Genomic DNA, 17,339 nt, shown 5'->3' on the forward strand with positions numbered 1-17,339 from the left:
GTTTTGGATGAGATTCAGGTCTTTAGCTTTTTCCATAAGGCATTCACGATGGGTTTGTTCACTAAGGTGCAGCGATAAAGGCGTACCTCCAGCGGTGTTTGCCATTCTTCACCTTCGCACGCAACCAAACGTCCCTCCGCCAGTTCACGTTCTATGCAGAGCTTTGGCATCCAGGCAATGCCATGCCCTTGCAAGGCCATGCCTTTCAAGCCTTCGGCCATCGCTGTTTCGTACACTGTTTTTAAGCGTAAACGAATCGGGTGATGTTTGAGCAGCAGTCGCACTGTTCTGCCTAAAAATGCACCTGATGTATAGGACAGAAAAGGAATCGGTTCATCAGAAGGGCTGTTTAGGCTATACATTGGCTGTCCGTCGAGATCGGGTTTGCACACGGGGATCATGGACGTATCGAGTAGATGTATCGATGGAAAGATGACGGGGTCTAATTGCAAGGTTGCATAGGAATCATAGTAGACCTGCATCATATCGCATTGACCATCCCGCAGGGCATGCACTGCATCTTCAACGTTCATTGCGACTAAGCGAATAGAAATTTCATCCGTCAGCTTGCCTAGTGAGTTCAACCAGTCGGGGAAAAACGTGAAGGCAAGTGAGTGGGCCGCTGCAACCTCTAGGATATCCTGCTGATGTGGGGAAAGGCCTCGAAGTCGGGTGATAGTTTCGTGCAATTGACTGACGATGCTGCGCGCGCTGATTAAAAATAACTGCCCCTCAGCCGTCAAATTAATCGGGGTTCGGGTGCGATCCACCAGTTGCACACCCACAGCCTCTTCTAATGATTTGATTCGACGACTAAACGCCGGTTGCGTTACATGGCGCTTTTCCGCGGCTTTAGAAAAGCTTTGTGTCGACGCCAAGGCTAAAAAATCTTCAAGCCAGCGTGTTTCAAAATCCATAGCTTAGGCTCCACATTATGCATTTATTGCATAATATATCTGATAATAGCATTGGATTGTAGTGCTGTAATTGTACGAAAATGCGCATGCAGTCAGTTGTCGCACTGATTTATACCATCCATATTGAGAGCCATCATGATTATAGATATTCCGCGTCAGGACGAAATTCTTCAAAAACCACACCGTATTGAAAAAGATTTGTTGGGCTATTTGGCAGTTCCAGAAGAAGCGTACTATGGGGTTCAGACGCAACGCGCATTAGAGAATTTTGTGCTTACGGGTGTTCCTTTAGCGCATTTTCCAAAGTTGATTGTAGGCTTGGCAATGGTTAAAAAAGCCGCTGCGTCCGCTAACTTTGACACAGGCCATTTGGAAGCTAAACATTTAGAGGCTATCCATTATGCGTGCGACTGCCTGATCAATGGTCAATATCATGACCAGTTTGTTGTTGATATGATTCAGGGTGGTGCGGGCACATCAACCAATATGAATGCGAACGAAGTTATTGCCAATATTGGTCTGGAATACCTTGGCTATGCAAAAGGTGCATATGAGCATTTGCACCCGAACAATCATGTCAATATGTCTCAATCAACCAATGATGCTTACCCAACGGCTATCCGCGTTGGCTTGCAGTTATCGCACGCCGAGTTGGTCGACAGTTTGGCTCTGTTGCAAGGCGCCTTTGCGAGCAAGCGTGACGAGTTTCATGACGTTATTAAAATGGGGCGTACTCAGTTGCAAGACGCAGTGCCCATGACATTGGGGCAAGAGTTTGGTGCGTATGCTACCACCTTGGGGGAAGATATTGAACGCATCGCTGGCATGTATGATTTGCTGCGTGAAGTAAACCTGGGAGGAACGGCGATTGGTACGGGCATCAACGCTGATCCTCAATACGCCAACTTAGCCGTCGCGCACTTGTCCAATGTGTGTGGACACCCTATGCGCTTGGCTGCAGATTTAATTGAAGCGACATCTGACATGGGTGCATTTGTTTTGTTCTCTGGGATGACGAAGCGCTTGGCGATCAAGCTTTCAAAAATCTGCAACGACCTTCGTTTGTTGTCCAGTGGACCAAGAACGGGCTTTAACGAAATCAACCTGCCAGCACAACAGCCAGGCTCGTCGATCATGCCAGGCAAGGTAAACCCTGTAATACCTGAAGCTGTTAACCAAGTTGCGTATCAGGTTGTGGGCAATGATATGGCCATCACCATGGCGGCTGAAAACGGCCAATTGCAGTTGAACGTAATGGAGCCATTGATCGCCTATAAGATTTTAGAGTCTATGCGCTTGCTGCGACGTGCGATGGATATGCTTCGTGAACGTTGTGTTGTTGGCATTACCGCGAATCGTGAGCGTTGCCTTGAGCTGGTTAACCAGTCCATTGGCTTGATTACCGCACTAAACCCTTACATCGGTTATGACAACGCCACGCGCATTGCACGTACAGCGCTTGAAACTGGCAAGGGTGTTCTGGAGCTGGTAAGAGAGGAAGGCTTGATTGACGATGCGCTTTTACAAGAGATTCTTAAGCCTGAGAATATGGTTAATCCAAGACCTATAGTGATCTGAATTCACGTGTAATGCTTTTGGTTGAAACTGCAGCCTTCAACGAAAAGTCCCCTATTAGCCGAGCATCAGGCTAATAGGGGGAGTGCATCAGTGTTTTTGTTTAAACCGATTCACCAGTTCATGAAGTTGTTCGGCTACTTTCCTTGAGTGTTTGATGCTATCAGCACTACTTTCAGTCCTCGATAAGCTCCGATCAGCTAAAGTATTGATATTCTCAACCTGCCCATTGACCTCCTGAGATACAATGGCTTGTTGTTCAACTGCAGAGGCCATTTGTTCAGCCATGTTAGAGATTTGATTAACCGATTCGGCTATTTCATTTAGCATTCCCTCTGTTTCAACAACGCGTTGCAATCCTTCCTCAGCCTTTTCAACACCGAGGTTTGCAATTTGCACTGAGTGATTCGTGTTTGTTAAGAGCTCATCGATTATCATTCTGATGCTTTGTGCAGACTCTCGTGTATTGGTAGCTAATACGCGAACTTCATCTGCGACAACAGAAAACCCTCTGCCATGGTCTCCAGCTCTAGCAGCTTCTATCGCTGCATTAAGGGCCAAGAGATTGGTTTGATCCGATATTTTTTCAATGGTTTCAGCAGCAGCCGCAATTTTATGACTCTGCACTGATAGGGTGTCGACGGCTTGCCCAATTGAAGTGACTGTATTTTTTAGATCTACTATTGAATTTCGAGTAATTTGTGAAGACTGACTTCCATCCATGGCAAGTTGCTGAGCACTGGTTGCGCAACTTGCAGTGCTTTGTACCTTTTCAGAAATTTCATTAATGGCCAATGACATTTCATGCATTGAGGTGGCCACAATCGAAATCTGCTCAGATTGTGTTTTGATTTCTTGATACGCTGTCTCGGATAGATTAAGACCCACATTTGTTTGTTGCGAGACCTCACTTGATGCGTCTTGTATCCGGACTAAAACTGCATCAAGATGGGCTTTAAGACTCATGACGCCAACCAACGCTAAACCAATAGAGCCATGCTTGTCTGTATATGTTTCAGCTGCGAGAGGGTGCATAAAGAATCCGCTAAGCTCTTCCTTAATCAATTTAAGGTCTCGGGAGAACTGCAGATACTGCAATCCGCCAAACGCCAAGACAGCTATTGATAGCCACAATGAGCTCGCCAAAAGGGTGTGATAACGTCCTAATAGAAAGGCGGGGAGTATTAGCACGCTTGCAAATATAAAATGGACTAAATACTTGGGTATCGATATTCTTTTTTTGTTCTGCTTGAGACGCTTATAGAGTTTTTCAGCTCTTGCAACATCACTGGCCGAAGGCGATGAACGAACGGACTCATAACCAACAATCTCACCATTTTCGGTAATGGGTGTTACATATGCGCTGACCCAGTAATGATCCCCATTTTTACACCTGTTTTTTACAATACCCATCCAAGGGCGTCCAGATTTCAGATGTGACCACATGATGTTGAATGCCTCTTCAGGCATGTCAGGATGTCGAACAATATTATGATTCTTGCCAATAAGTTCCGAGCGGGAGTAACCGCTGATCTTTTCGAAGGCATCATTACAATGTGTGATGACCCCTTTCAAGTCAGTTGAAGAAATGAGTTTGTCAGAGGAGTCAAATTTTTGTTCTTTCTGTGTAACTGGGCCATTGTCTTTCATGCTGTCTATGCGAGAGCCTATTCTATAAGATGGTGCATTCCCAACCTATTCGGATCTCGCTCCTCCTTTTTGCTTCGATCATATTAGTAACTCATTATATAAAAATAGTATATCAGAGTGAATTTGGAAAATCTGGAAATAGATACAAAGTAACAAGATACCTTTCAAAACTAACACTTGAGCAGGTTGCTAAAGCCGACTCCACTCAATTTATCGATAATAACGTTGTAGATGTGTGTACTAGTCAACTTATCAACGGACACATTTTTTAGCTCATTTTCATAATCCACAGGCCTTTTTTGCCGTTGGCAGTGTGTAACCTTTCCAGATTATAATAGTACATATATTCAGTGAGACCTTTTCCCGTATGCTCATGGTTTGGCTGTGGGATTTTAAAGAGCTGGTGCAGAATAAGACTATCCCAGCCAGCGGAGCTTTTAATGAAGATCAGCCACCTCGATCATTTAGTACTCACGGTTGCCGACATTCCAACAACGGTCAGTTTTTATGAAAAAGTGTTGGGTATGAAAGCTGTTAGCTTTGGGGAAGGACGAGTTGCCCTAAAGTTTGGAAATCAGAAGATCAACCTTCATCAGCTCGGCAATGAGTTTGAACCTAAAGCACAAAATGTTAGAACGGGAAGTGCCGACCTGTGCTTCATTACTGACACCGAGTTTTTTGAAGCAATGGAGCATGTAAGGAATCAAGGTGTGACGATCACGGAGGGGCCTGTAAAGCGTACAGGTGCGAAAGGTTCAATCACGTCATTTTATTTCAGAGATCCCGATGGAAATCTTATTGAGGTCTCAACCTACTCGAACATACAAGACCTATAAGTATAGGTGCCGTTAAATCGTCAGCAACATGACGAGCATAAGATGTTTACAAGCCTTTGCGGCCGTAGTTTACATAAGGATCATGATGAATGATGGTTACAGAAACAGAAAGAGTGCTGATTAGAGAGCTTGAAAACAGTGATACGCCAGCGCTCAGCAAGATACTTGGTGATCCATCAGTGATGGAGTTCTCGAGCAAGGGTGTATTGACAGAAGCGGATACTGCAAAGTTCATCGAAGGCTGTCGAAGTTCATATCAAGAGCAGGGGTATGGCCAGTGGGCCTTAATCGATAAGCAATCGGGGGCTCTTATTGGATTCTGTGGTTTAAGTAATGCAACTGTGGATGGGGGCGAAGTAGTGGAAGTCGCATACCGCCTCGCTCAGGCCGAATGGGGTAAGGGCTTAGCTTCGGAAGCTGCGAGAAAGGTTCTTGAGTACGGCTTCGCTAAATGTAATGTCGAGTCAATCGTGGGAATCGTCTCACTTCGTCACGTTGCATCTATCAGAGTGCTTGAGAAGATCGGATTTCAAGCATTTTCTGAAACGCAATATGGCGGATGGGATGTGCGTGTGTATCGGATGGCCTTTTAAATGAGAAGCGCGCTCAGGTCCAAAATTGTCGAAATCTGCAACAAAAAGATAGCGTCTAAAGGCGATTCGGTAGGTGTCTCTTTCTATGCATTCTTTGCCAATAAGAATGTTGATCCGGAGCTGTTAATGGAGGCTGCGACTTGGTGGATTCAGACGCACGAGCTCGATCAAAATTAAAGGGATGTTAGAGCGTGGGCTTTGATTATAGATATATTGACAGAATCGGCTCCCAGAATCCTTAAACAAACGGATCCGAGGAGCCTCATCACTAGTTCTGTTCTGGCTCATATCCCAAGTTAGGCGACAGCCAGCGTTCAGCTTCATCCATCGTCCAGGCTTTGCGTTTGGCATAGCTTTCAACCTGATCTTCGCTGATTTTGGCGACACCAAAGTATTGCGATTCTGGATGGCTGAAGTACCAGCCGCTGACGGCTGCGGTGGGCAGCATGGCAAAGCTATCGGTCAGGGTGATGCCTGTTGTTGATTCCACATCCAGCAGTTGCCAGAGTAGGCCTTTTTCTGTGTGCTCGGGGCAGGCAGGGTAACCAGGAGCCGGACGAATGCCTTGATATTTCTCTTTTATGAGCGCTTCATTATCGAGCGCTTCGTCAGCCGCATATCCCCAAAACTCTTTGCGAACCCGTTCATGTAGATGCTCAGCGAAGGCTTCGGCTAGACGATCGGCTAACACTTTTACCATGATGCTGTTGTAGATGTCTTGTCGAGACTCGAATTCCTCAACCCATTCATCAACACCAAACCCTGTCGAGACGGCAAAGGCACCAACCCAGTCTTCCTTTCCTGTGTTTTTGGGCGCAACAAAGTCGGCAAGACACATGTTGGCTTTGCCTTCCATTTTTTGCGTTTGTTGGCGTAAGTGATGAAGGCGCATGCGACAATGTTCGCGACTCTCATCGGTATAGAGTTCTATATCGTCATGATTGACACTATTAGCCGGGAAGAGGCCAAGCACAGCGCGCGCTTGCAGGCGCTTGTTGTCGATGATGTCGGTTAGCATGGCTTGTGCATCTTCATAGAGTTTGCGGGCTTCTTCACCCACAATCTCATCATCGAGGATTCGTGGAAAACGCCCAGCGAGCTCCCATGACTGAAAGAAAGGCGTCCAGTCGATATAGTCACGAAGCCTGTTGAGATCGTAGTCCTCAAACACGTGGATGCCCGGTTGTATCGGTTGAGGAGGGGTGTAAGCGTCCCAATCTATTTTGTGCTGGTTTGCACGTGCGGCTTCGAGTGTCACTCGGCGTGAGTCTTTTTGACGCTCGGCATGACGTTCACGCACCGCTTGATATTCATCACGTATCTCTTTGATAAACTGATCTCTTTTCTCAGATGATAATAGAGAAGAGGCAACGCCAACCGAGCGTGAGGCATTGGTGACATGCACAACCTGATTGTTTTTGTACCCTGGCTCAATTTTAACCGCAGTGTGCGCTTTTGAGGTTGTTGCACCGCCGATCATTAAAGGAATAGTGAAGCCTTGGCGCTGCATTTCTTTGGCGACGTGTACCATCTCATCCAAAGAGGGTGTGATTAAGCCGGATAAGCCAATAATGTCGGCATTGTGCTCTTTGGCTGTTTTCAAAATGGTTTCACATGAGACCATAACACCCAGATCAATGACCTCAAAGTTGTTGCATTGCAAGACAACACCCACAATATTCTTACCAATATCGTGAACATCGCCTTTAACGGTGGCCATCACCACTTTGCCTGCCGAGGTGCTGGCATTATCGGCCTTGGCTGCTTCAATAAAAGGCATGAGATAAGCGACGGCTTTCTTCATCACTCGAGCCGATTTTACTACCTGAGGTAAGAACATCTTGCCCGCACCGAAAAGGTCACCGACCACGCCCATGCCATCCATCAACGGCCCTTCAATCACTTGAATGGGTCGCTCAAACAATTGTCGGCACTCTTCAACGTCTTCGTCAATGAAGTCAGTGACCCCTTTGACCAAGGCATGCTCTAAGCGCTTTTCAACGGAGTAGCTTCGCCATTCAGCATCTTGAACGGCTGCGACGGTGCCATCGCCACGATATTTTTCAGCCAGTTCCAGCATGCGCTCTGTTGCGTCGTCGCGCCGATTAAGAACGATGTCCTCAACATGCTCTCTTAATTCGTTGGGAAGGTCGTCGTAGATTGCGAGTTGGCCAGCATTGACGATGCCCATATCCATGCCTTGCTTGATGGCATGGTAAAGAAAGACACAGTGAATGGCTTCACGTACTTTGTCATTGCCACGGAAGGAGAAGGACACGTTAGAGACCCCCCCCGAAATTTGTGCATAGGGGAGGTTCTTTTTGATCCAGCCCGTGGCTTCGATGAAGTCAACGGCATAGTTGTTGTGCTCTTCAATCCCTGTGGCGATTGCAAAGATATTGGGGTCAAAAATGATGTCTTCCGGTGGGAAGCCAACCTTTTCGGTCAATACCTTGTAGGAGCGTTCACAGATCTCAATTTTACGCGCGTAGGTGTCCGCTTGGCCTGTTTCATCAAAGGCCATTACCACGACGGCGGCACCGTAACGTCGAATTTTTTTCGCTTGCTCAATAAAGTTCTCTTCACCTTCTTTAAGGCTGATTGAGTTAACGATGCCTTTGCCCTGAATGCGCTTGAGCCCTTGCTCCAATATTTCCCATTTGGACGAATCCAGCATGATCGGCACGCGGGAAATGTCCGGCTCAGAGGCAATCAGATTCAAGAAGCGGATCATCGCTGCTTCCGCATCGAGCATCCCTTCGTCCATGTTGATGTCGATGATTTGAGCGCCGGCTTCAACTTGTTGGCGCGCAACTTCTAAAGCGGTTTCATAGTCACCTTCTTTGACCAAGCGACGAAAGCGAGCAGACCCAGTGACGTTGGTGCGTTCACCTACGTTGACAAAGAGGGTTTCAGCGCCAAGATTGAGCGGCTCTAGGCCTGCAAGACGACATTCAACGGTGATGTCTGGCAACTGGCGAGGAGGGTGGGCTTCGATTGCCTCACGTATCACACGAATATGGTCCGGAGTGGTGCCGCAGCATCCGCCCACAATGTTCACAAAACCCGACTCAGCCCATTCTTTGATTTCGACGGCCATTTGCTCTGGGGTTTCATCATACTCGCCAAAGGCGTTTGGAAGACCCGCGTTCGGGTGAACCGAGACATAGGTCTCAGAGATGCGAGACAGCTCTTCAACGTATTGGCGTAACTCCTTCGGGCCGAGTGCGCAGTTCAGACCGACACTGATGGGGCGAGCGTGGCGAACCGAGTTCCAGAAGGCTTCTGTGGTTTGACCTGAAAGGGTACGCCCAGATGCATCAGTAATGGTGCCTGAAATCATAACGGGCAAACGAAGGTGATGGGTATCGAAGTAATCTTCAACGGCATAGATAGCCGCTTTGGCATTCAGGGTATCGAAAATGGTTTCAATTAACAGGATGTCGGATCCGCCTTTGATGAGGGCATCGATGGATTCGGTATAGGCTTCGACCAGTTCATCAAAAGATACATTTCGATAGCCAGGGTCATTCACATCAGGCGAAATGGAGGCTGTACGGTTAGTTGGGCCAAGAACGCCCGCAACGTATCTCGGTCTATCGGGTGTTTGTTGTGTGACAGCATCGCAGGCCTCACGTGCCAGACGCGCGGCCGCAAAATTGATTTCACGACTGAGCGATTCCATCTCGTAGTCTGCCATGGCAATCACAGTGGCATTAAATGTATTGGTTTCGATAATGTCTGCACCCGCCAGCAGATAGTCGGTATGAATTCGACGAATTAAATCCGGCTGAGACAGAACCAATAAGTCATTGTTTCCTTTGACGTCGACATGCCAATCTTTAAAGCGCTCTCCCCGATAGTCCTCTTCTTGCAGTTTTTCATTCTGGATCATTGTCCCCATGCCGCCATCAAGAATCATGATGCGCTGATTCAGGGTGTGTTCTAGAGAGGTAAATACTGCTGATTTGCTCACGTTTGCTATGCCTTTGAAGATTAACCTTTACTTAGCCGCATTATACCTCAGACAGTAGGGTGATTTGTTGAACCTGATTCATGTTGTCTTGAAAAAAACTGATCTTAAAGCCTTGGTAGAGATGAGCGGGGTTAGGATGTCGATCCTATAAGGATAATGATTGTCGACACATTGAAAAATACAGACTGAAATTAAATTAGTATTGTCTTTTTAATTAAGTGTATGAATATTCTAGTATTAATTGAATTTGTGACGTTTTACTAGCCTTTTGTCTTAGTTAAAGTATGGATAAGTTTGGTTAAAGTAGCGCTTCTAGCAGGGCTAACTGTCTACAATTATAAAAAAGCCCTAATTACGAGTTATACAAACCAATAAAAAGGGCCCGCTTTATGTCCTATCATGCTGAATACACAAAGTCTGTTGAACAACCGGAAACGTTTTGGGCGGAAAAAGCTGCCGATTTACCTTGGTACAAGCAGCCTGAGCAGATTCTGTCTAAAGATGAAAACGGAATGCTCCGATGGTTCGCAGATGGCGAAATGAACACGGCTTACATGGCCTTGGATTATCATGTTGAACAAGGGCGGGGCGATCAAACCGCTGTTATTTTTGACTCCCCGGTGACCGACACCAAGCAAATGTTCACCTACACGCAAATGCGCGATCAGGTCGCACTGTTTGCGGGTGTTCTAAAGGCTCAAGGGGTGTCGAAAGGTGACCGTGTCGTTATTTATATGCCCATGATTCCAGAAGCCCTAGTGGCCATGTTAGCCGTTGCACGCTTAGGTGCGGTTCATTCAGTGGTATTTGGCGGATTTGCACCGCATGAGCTGGCGGTTCGCATCGAAGATGCGGAGCCAAAAGTGGTGGTGTCAGCTTCGTGCGGTGTTGAGGTTAAAAAAGTCATTGAGTACAAGCCGATGCTTGATGAGGCTCTGCGCCTTTCTGCACACAAGCCCGCTTGCTGTATTGTTTTGCAGCGCCCACAAGCGCTGGCAGCGTTGTTGCCTGAGCAAGATATCGATTGGCAAGAGGCTATGGCAAACGCTGAGCCTGCTGATTGCGTGCCCGTTAAAGGGACCGATCCCTTATACGTGCTCTATACCTCGGGCACCACTGGCAAGCCAAAAGGCGTGCAAAGGGACAATGGCGGGCATGCTGTTGCGCTGAAGTATTCAATGAAAGCGGTGTACGACATGAATCCGGGTGAGGTCTTCTGGGCCGCATCTGATGTCGGCTGGGTTGTGGGTCATTCGTATATTGTATATGCGCCTTTATTGGCTGGCTGCACGACGCTCGTGTATGAAGGTAAACCGGTTCGCACACCGGATGCGGGTGCCTTTTGGCGTGTGTGTGCCGAATACAAGGTAAAAGCCTTGTTTGCGGCGCCGACAGCATTCCGCGCCATCAAAAAAGAAGATCCCGAAGCCTTGCTCTTCAAGTCGTATGACACATCCGCATTGAAAACCATTTTCATGGCAGGCGAGCGTTTAGATCCGCCGACCTATGATTGGACAGTGGAAAAAACAGGCAAGCCAGTTGTCGATCACTGGTGGCAAACCGAAACAGGTTGGGCCATTTGCGGCAACCTGATGGGCATTGAACCCAAGCCCACTAAGCCAGGCTCTTCGACCTTACCGATTCCTGGTTATAACATCCAAATTCTAGATACCGAGGGAAATGAGTTGCCACGAGGGCAGCAGGGTTCAATCGCCATCAAGCTGCCATTGCCACCGAGCTGTCTGGCAACTGTCTGGGGTGACTTTGAGCGCTTCAGAACTGGGTACCTTGCTGAAGCGCCGGGGTACTATACAACGGGTGACGGTGGCTACATGGATGAAGAGGGCTATGTCTTCATCATGGGACGCACAGATGATGTGATCAATGTTGCGGGTCATCGCTTATCCACGGGTGAAATGGAAGAGATTGTTGCGGCACACCCTGCGGTTGCAGAATGCGCTGTCATCGGCATTAATGATCCTCTTAAAGGGCAGGCGCCAATCGGACTGGTCTTGTTGAAAGATGGCATCGAAGTGGATGAAGCCACATTAGAGAAAGAGCTGATAGCAATGGTCCGTAAAGAGATTGGACCGATTGCATGCTTTAACCGTGCGCTTGTTGTTCAGCGCTTACCTAAAACGCGCTCCGGTAAAATACTGCGTAAATTGTTGCGCAATATTGCCGATGGAAAAGAATACTCCATTCCATCAACGATTGACGATCCAACAAGCTTGTCCGAAATAGAAGGCATCATGATGGAGCATGGTATGCTTAATAAAGCATAATCATCAGCTTATCTTCCAAAATAAAGGCAGTTTTACTGCCTTTATTGCTATGGAGTTATGGAAAACTTTAGCTAAACTATGCGATGCTATAGTATTGATATTCATTTAAGCTAAGACCATTTGCATTTCTGTAGCAGGGAGGTTCACTATTCTAGTTCTTAATAGGCTTCGAAAGCTGCAGCCCATCGCCATCGCCGCACTCATTTCCAGCTCAATGTGTCTATCGGCGTCAGAACTGACGTTAAGAGTTGAAGGTGTCCCTGATAATATTGCTGATAATGTCCGTGGTTTTTTGAGTATTCAATCACTTGAAAACCAAGAAGTCACCAGCGTCAGTCGTTTGATGTATTTGCATAGGCGCGCAGAGGATGAAATACGCCAAGCATTAGAACCCTTTGGCTATTACAATCCTGAACTTGATCTCGCCTTACAAAGTCAGGAGGGGGGTTGGCGAGCGGTGTATCAAATTACGCCAGGCCCCCAAACGCAAATTAGCCGTGTGACCGTGCAAATTCTAGGTGAAGGCGAGCAAGACCCTGAGTTTATCGCACTATTGGCATCCAATCCGCTCAAAATGGGTGAGGCTTTATATCACCCCACGTATGAAAGCTTTAAAAGTCAAATTCAATCATTGGCAGCGGAAAGAGGCTATTATCTAGGTCGCTTCACAGAACAACGCATACGGGTCGATCGTGAACGTAATCGAGCTGAAATTACCTTAACCTTTAACACAGGGCAGCGCACGCGTATTAGTGAGTTGCGTTTTTCCGAGAATCCCATCAAAGAGCGCTTGCTAAGACGCTACCCGAGGTTTGAGGAAGGCGATTACCTAGAAGTGGTGAAATTGATTGACCTGCAAGGCGCTTTGATTGACAGCGATTACTTTGCAGATGTTGAAGTGCGTCCTGTTATGGAGGAGTTTACCGAAGGCTCCGTTCCTGTCGAAGTGAATCTAACCCCACGCCCTCGCTCTCTGTATCAGGCAGGTTTTGGCTTTGGGACCGATACGGGTGCACGTATGCAGCTTGGTTTAAATCGTCGCTATGTGAATTCATCAGGGCACAAGATTGATGCGCGCATGCGCTTGTCTGAAATTCGCAACGACATAACCGCTGGCTATATTATCCCTGGGCGCAATCCGCGTTTTGACCAGTTTGGTCTGCGGACGGGTTTTTACGATGAAAATTCTAAGACTATCGATTCCAGTCGATTCAGTTTTGGTGGTTTTTGGCAAAAACAAATCGATGAGTGGGAAGGTGTTTTATCCTTAGATTTGGAGCAAGAGCGCTTTAGTTTTGATCAAGACACCACACAAACGCGATTATTAATTCCCCGTCTGCAAATGACAAAAACCGTTTCAGATAACCGCTTCAACACTCAGAAAGGATATCGAATTTCGTTCGGTGTTGCGGCTGCATCTGAGGCACTGTTATCCGATGTTAGTCTGCTGCAGTTAAATGCCAGTGGAAAGCGAGTGGATTCGTTGGGTGAGCGCTGGCGGCTTTTATCAAGAGTCGAGGTGGGGACAACCTATACAGATGACTTTGATCGTGTTCCTGCCACTCTGCGTTTTTATGCAGGTGGCGACAATAGTATTCGAGGTTACGATTATCAGACGCTGGGGCCTAAAAGCCGTTCAGGGCAGGTGATCGGTGGTCAGCATTTGATTGCTGGAAGTCTGGAGGTCGATTATGAGTTTATTCCGAACTGGCGTCTTGCTGGATTTGTCGATGCAGGGAATGCATTTGATAATTTTAACGAGAAGATAAAAACATCGGCTGGTTTTGGTGTGCGATGGCAGTCACCTGTCGGCCCTGTGAGGCTAGACTTGGCTACGCCCATACAAGATTCGGGTGTTCGAATTCATTTTACGTTGGGACCTGATTTGTGAAGTTAAAGCTTTTATTAATATCGCCCTTTATTCTGATTTTATTGGTTTTTTTTAGTTTATTGGGCGTGTTTTTTTTACCCGGTGCACCGGGTTTGGCGTATAAGATAGCAAAACCCTATTTGCCGCTAGATCTGGAAATTGAATCGATTGAGGGTGCGTTTGCAGGTCCTTTACAGATTAATGGCCTCGATTTTAAAGACAACGAAACCTTAGTGTCGGTTGGGCAAATTGCGTTGGACTGGACGCCGATGTGTTTTGCACATCAACGCTTTTGTTTAGACCGTCTACGTGTCAGCGATATTAATATCGTCCTGCCGCTTTCAAGTGAAACGCCAGAGCCAGATGAAACGGCATTTGAGCTGCCGGAAATTCAATTGCCACTGGATATCTCTTTAAGCGAGATACAAATAGAGCGTCTGCATCTTCAATTAGGGGATCAGGTGTATCAGCTGGATCACGCTAGTTTGGTCTTGAACACGGATCAAAATAAAATAGCCTTGGAGACGCTGAGCATTGGACATCGCGAAAGCTTCATTAATGTTGAGGGCTGGGTTGATCTGTCTGAGCGTTTTTCTCACGATGTTTTTATCGATATTAATTTCAAACCCGAAGATCTAGAGTCGCTGTTAGGGTTGGATGTATCTGAACTAGAACTCGGTTCGCTGGTGAGCCAGATCAGTCTTGATGGCGATGCGGATGATGTGTTTGTTGGGCTATCACTGGCAACATCACATCCCGAGACAGGCCCAGCTAACATTCAATTAGAATCTAAAATTCAGCCATTTGAACAGGCGGTCAATATCACGCGTCTGTTGACGAGCGTTGGTGATGCGCCTTCAGAGTTGTTGGTGAGCGGGTCTGTGACGGACTTTGGTGACCCTCAGTTTGATATCCGTGCAAACTGGACTGGCCTTGTTTACCCGCTTGTGAATCGCGTAGAGCCGGCCTTGATTGCATCACCTTCTGGGCTTTTGACGCTTTCTGGTAACCTAAGTGAAGTGCATATTGGATTATCCACGCGCGTTTCAGGTGCCGATATCCCTGACACAGAATTGCAGTTAAATGCTAAAGGCCACACCGAAGCGTTAGAGGCATTTAATCTTGTGGCAAACACCTTAGGGGGGCGCGTCACTGTCGCAGGCCGCGCGGGTTGGATGCCTGTTCCTGTCTGGGATATAACCATACAAGCACACGAGTTGGATCCCGCCGTATTCGCCCCCGACTGGCCTGGGCAGTTGTCTCTGAACCTGTCTACTCAGGGGCAATTAAATGAGGATTCTCAGCCTTCTTTGGTGGCACGTCTTGATTCTCTAAGTGGCGAAATACGAGAGCAATCTCTCTCGGGCAGCGGTTCTTTTTCACTAGAAGGGCAACGAACGCAAATTGATAATCTCGCTGTGCGCTTAGGTGCTGCTTCAGTACAGCTTGAAGGAACCGTGGATGAGCGGCTTGCCTTAACTTTTCGTTTAAATGTTCCTGATCTTTCAGCCGTTTTACCGGATGCGTCGGGGCTGTTAAGTGTGGCGGGAGATGTCCAGGGTCCCTTATTGACGCCTGCGATTAATGCCCGTATTAATGGCAACAGTTTGGCTTTCCAAGATAACCGTGTTCGTTCGATATCAGGGGATGTCTACACCGATCTGGCGGGCAATCAGGCGTCTAACATCAAACTGCTGCTTTCTGATATCAGTGCCGCAGGAGAAGCGTTTGAGCGTCTTGAGCTGCTCGCGTCTGGATACCCTAACAATCATAACGCCGAGATAAGCCTTGTGGGCGCACCTCTGGATTTGTCATTGGCGGTGTCGGGGGCTTGGCAAAATGAGCGCTGGGAGGGGTTGCTAGGGGCTTTGTCTTTGCGTCGTGAAGAGATTGGGCGTTGGAGATTAAGCAATCCAACACCGGTTCAAGCCAGCGCGTCAGGTTTTAACCTAGGCAATGCCTGTTTGGTGCAGCAGGATGGAGAGGCACGTTTGTGCTTAGAGGCACAGCAAGCCAGCGGCGTGACTCGTGCGAACTTAGCCTTGTCCGATCTGTCTTTGTCTCTTTTAGATCCTTGGTTAGCGGGGGCATCAATTGAGTCGTCGTTGAATCTCACAGCGGATTATCGCCAGCAGGGCAGTCAAGCACCGCAAGCCAACGTGACCTTGAGCACGACAGCCGGTCGTGTGGATACGCAAGGCGAACAGCCTGATCTTTCACTTGACCCCATTCTTCTCACCGCGCAATTGATGAATGATCGTTTGACAGCACGTTTGGAAAGCGATTTTTCAGCCATGGATGGCCGTATTCTTGCGGATGTGAACATAGGGCAATTGTCGTCGCAGCAAACATTAGAAGGTAGTCTGAACATTAATATGAGCGATTTGAGCATCGTCTCTGTTTTTGTTCCGGATGTGCAGAACCTATTGGGACAGTTGATTGCCAACTTCACTTTAGGTGGAACGCTGAGTGTGCCTCTTGTGAGCGGTCAGTTTGAGTATGTAAATGGTTCGGCTGAACTGCCAGCACTGGGTATACACCTAAGTCCACTGAGTGTAAAACTGGTTTCAGAGGGCGATCAATCAGAGCAATTGAGCCTTACTGGCTTGATTGGATCTGGAAGCGGGCAGATCAATCTGGCAGGGCAGTATAATTTGCAACGTCAGACGGGCAATTTAACGCTGAAAGGCGATGGTTTCCAAGCAATTGATACTGAGGTGAGTGTTCGAATTTCACCTGATTTAAACGTCAGAATTGATGAGGAAGCCATTCGCTTAGGCGGCAGTGTCACGATTCCTTACGCTCGAATCAGCCCACCGAAGCAGCAGATGCAAAGCGTTGTCCGCGCGTCTGAGGATGTGGTGTTTACAGTGGATGAGGATGAAGGCTTAACTCAGCGTAACTTACCACTGTTGACTGACTTGTCAGTGATACTCGGTGATTCGGTTGAAGTGGATGCCTTCGGCTTTAAAGGGCGCTTGCTTGGCCGTTTACGAATCACAGATGATGCACAAACCACCACACGGGCATCAGGCTCGATTCAAGTGGAAAGTGGTGATTACAAACTCTTCGGACAGGACTTAAATATTAGCCGAGGTAGTCTTGTGTACACAGGTGGTCCAATAGATAATCCCGGTTTAGATTTACGTGTCAGCCGTTTTGTTGGCACGGTCGAGGCCGGTGCTAGAATTACTGGCACGATTCGATCACCCGAAATGACGTTATTTTCCGTGCCTGCTATGTCAGATAGCAGTATTATGTCGTATCTTGTATTAGGGCGTGGTCCTGGCGAGTCGTCCGCTTCAGAGCAGTCAATGATGATGCAAGCCGCTATGGCGCTTACGCTTCAAGGTGGAAACTCAATCACAAGCCAGCTCCAACAAGGTCTTAATTTAGATGAGTTCGGGTTTGCCAGTGATGATGCTGGAGACTCAGCATTTTTTATTGGTAAATATTTAACACCAAGGCTTTATATTCGCTATGGAATTAGCTTGTTAGAATCCATGGAAATGCTAACGTTAAGTTATCGCTTATCTTCAATGTGGCGTGTTGAAACACAAAGTAGTAACTTAGGCAGTGGCGCCGATATTTTTTATACCCGTGAGCGTTAAATATCAACATCAAACGTTCAGGTTTG

At 47.3% G+C, this 17,339-nt stretch carries 10 protein-coding genes; 7 read left to right on the forward strand and 3 right to left on the reverse strand.

Going from position 1 to position 17,339, the window contains the following annotated elements:
* Nucleotides 1-14 precede the first annotated feature (14 nt).
* Entirely contained in the window at nucleotides 15-917 is a 903-nt protein-coding gene (locus F5971_RS12485) for a LysR substrate-binding domain-containing protein (protein WP_036509087.1), read from the reverse strand.
* A gap of 135 nt (nucleotides 918-1,052) precedes the next feature.
* Between F5971_RS12485 and F5971_RS12490 the strand changes: the two genes are divergently transcribed.
* A complete protein-coding gene (locus tag F5971_RS12490) occupies nucleotides 1,053-2,495 on the forward strand; it encodes an aspartate ammonia-lyase (RefSeq protein WP_193495138.1) in 1,443 nt (480 codons plus the stop codon).
* A gap of 87 nt (nucleotides 2,496-2,582) precedes the next feature.
* Here the strand turns inward: F5971_RS12490 and F5971_RS12495 are convergent, their stop codons facing one another.
* On the reverse strand, nucleotides 2,583-4,142 hold the full coding sequence (locus tag F5971_RS12495; RefSeq protein ID WP_193495140.1) for a methyl-accepting chemotaxis protein: 1,560 nt from the start codon (nucleotides 4,140-4,142) through the stop codon (nucleotides 2,583-2,585).
* A 440-nt stretch (nucleotides 4,143-4,582) separates the two neighbouring features.
* On the opposite strand from F5971_RS12495, the gene F5971_RS12500 reads away from it, so the two are divergent.
* The 3 genes from F5971_RS12500 to F5971_RS12510 all read left to right on the forward strand — a co-directional run bounded on the left by F5971_RS12500 (nucleotide 4,583) and on the right by F5971_RS12510 (nucleotide 5,748).
* Nucleotides 4,583-4,978 (forward strand): VOC family protein, encoded by a 396-nt coding sequence (locus F5971_RS12500; protein WP_193495141.1) that lies wholly within the window; start codon nucleotides 4,583-4,585, stop codon nucleotides 4,976-4,978.
* An 89-nt stretch (nucleotides 4,979-5,067) separates the two neighbouring features.
* Nucleotides 5,068-5,571 (forward strand): GNAT family N-acetyltransferase, encoded by a 504-nt coding sequence (locus tag F5971_RS12505; RefSeq protein ID WP_193495142.1) that lies wholly within the window; start codon nucleotides 5,068-5,070, stop codon nucleotides 5,569-5,571.
* Nucleotides 5,572-5,748, forward strand: a complete 177-nt coding sequence (locus F5971_RS12510; protein WP_193495143.1) for a DUF6500 family protein — start codon at nucleotides 5,572-5,574, stop codon at nucleotides 5,746-5,748. It abuts the gene before it with no gap.
* A 91-nt stretch (nucleotides 5,749-5,839) separates the two neighbouring features.
* On the opposite strand, the gene metH is transcribed toward F5971_RS12510, so the two are convergent.
* Entirely contained in the window at nucleotides 5,840-9,547 is a 3,708-nt protein-coding gene (metH, locus tag F5971_RS12515) for a methionine synthase (protein ID WP_193495144.1), read from the reverse strand.
* Between the two features lie 389 nt (nucleotides 9,548-9,936).
* On the opposite strand from metH, the gene F5971_RS12520 reads away from it, so the two are divergent.
* The 3 genes from F5971_RS12520 to F5971_RS12530 all read left to right on the forward strand — a co-directional run bounded on the left by F5971_RS12520 (nucleotide 9,937) and on the right by F5971_RS12530 (nucleotide 17,313).
* Nucleotides 9,937-11,832, forward strand: a complete 1,896-nt coding sequence (locus tag F5971_RS12520; RefSeq protein ID WP_036509076.1) for a propionyl-CoA synthetase — start codon at nucleotides 9,937-9,939, stop codon at nucleotides 11,830-11,832.
* 214 nt (nucleotides 11,833-12,046) lie between these two features.
* Nucleotides 12,047-13,723 carry an autotransporter assembly complex protein TamA gene (locus F5971_RS12525; RefSeq protein ID WP_051514290.1) on the forward strand — a complete coding sequence of 559 codons (1,677 nt, stop codon included), beginning with the start codon at nucleotides 12,047-12,049 and terminating at the stop codon, nucleotides 13,721-13,723.
* Entirely contained in the window at nucleotides 13,720-17,313 is a 3,594-nt protein-coding gene (locus tag F5971_RS12530) for a translocation/assembly module TamB domain-containing protein (protein ID WP_193495145.1), read from the forward strand. Before F5971_RS12525 ends, F5971_RS12530 begins: the two co-directional genes overlap by 4 nt.
* Nucleotides 17,314-17,339 lie beyond the last annotated feature (26 nt).

The organism is Nitrincola alkalisediminis (assembly GCF_009821115.1).
Taxonomy (GTDB): Bacteria; Pseudomonadota; Gammaproteobacteria; order Pseudomonadales; family Balneatricaceae; genus Nitrincola; species Nitrincola alkalisediminis.

Bases quoted from the DNA above. Each gene is read 5' to 3' on its own strand.
- F5971_RS12485 (WP_036509087.1), bottom strand. From the start codon at position 917: ATGGATTTTGAAACACGCTGGCTTGAAGATTTTTTAGCCTTGGCGTCG.
- F5971_RS12490 (WP_193495138.1), top strand. From the start codon at position 1,053: ATGATTATAGATATTCCGCGTCAGGACGAAATTCTTCAAAAACCACAC.
- F5971_RS12495 (WP_193495140.1), bottom strand. From the start codon at position 4,142: ATGAAAGACAATGGCCCAGTTACACAGAAAGAACAAAAATTTGACTCC.
- F5971_RS12500 (WP_193495141.1), top strand. From the start codon at position 4,583: ATGAAGATCAGCCACCTCGATCATTTAGTACTCACGGTTGCCGACATT.
- F5971_RS12505 (WP_193495142.1), top strand. From the start codon at position 5,068: ATGATGGTTACAGAAACAGAAAGAGTGCTGATTAGAGAGCTTGAAAAC.
- F5971_RS12510 (WP_193495143.1), top strand. From the start codon at position 5,572: ATGAGAAGCGCGCTCAGGTCCAAAATTGTCGAAATCTGCAACAAAAAG.
- F5971_RS12520 (WP_036509076.1), top strand. From the start codon at position 9,937: ATGTCCTATCATGCTGAATACACAAAGTCTGTTGAACAACCGGAAACG.
- F5971_RS12525 (WP_051514290.1), top strand. From the start codon at position 12,047: ATGTGTCTATCGGCGTCAGAACTGACGTTAAGAGTTGAAGGTGTCCCT.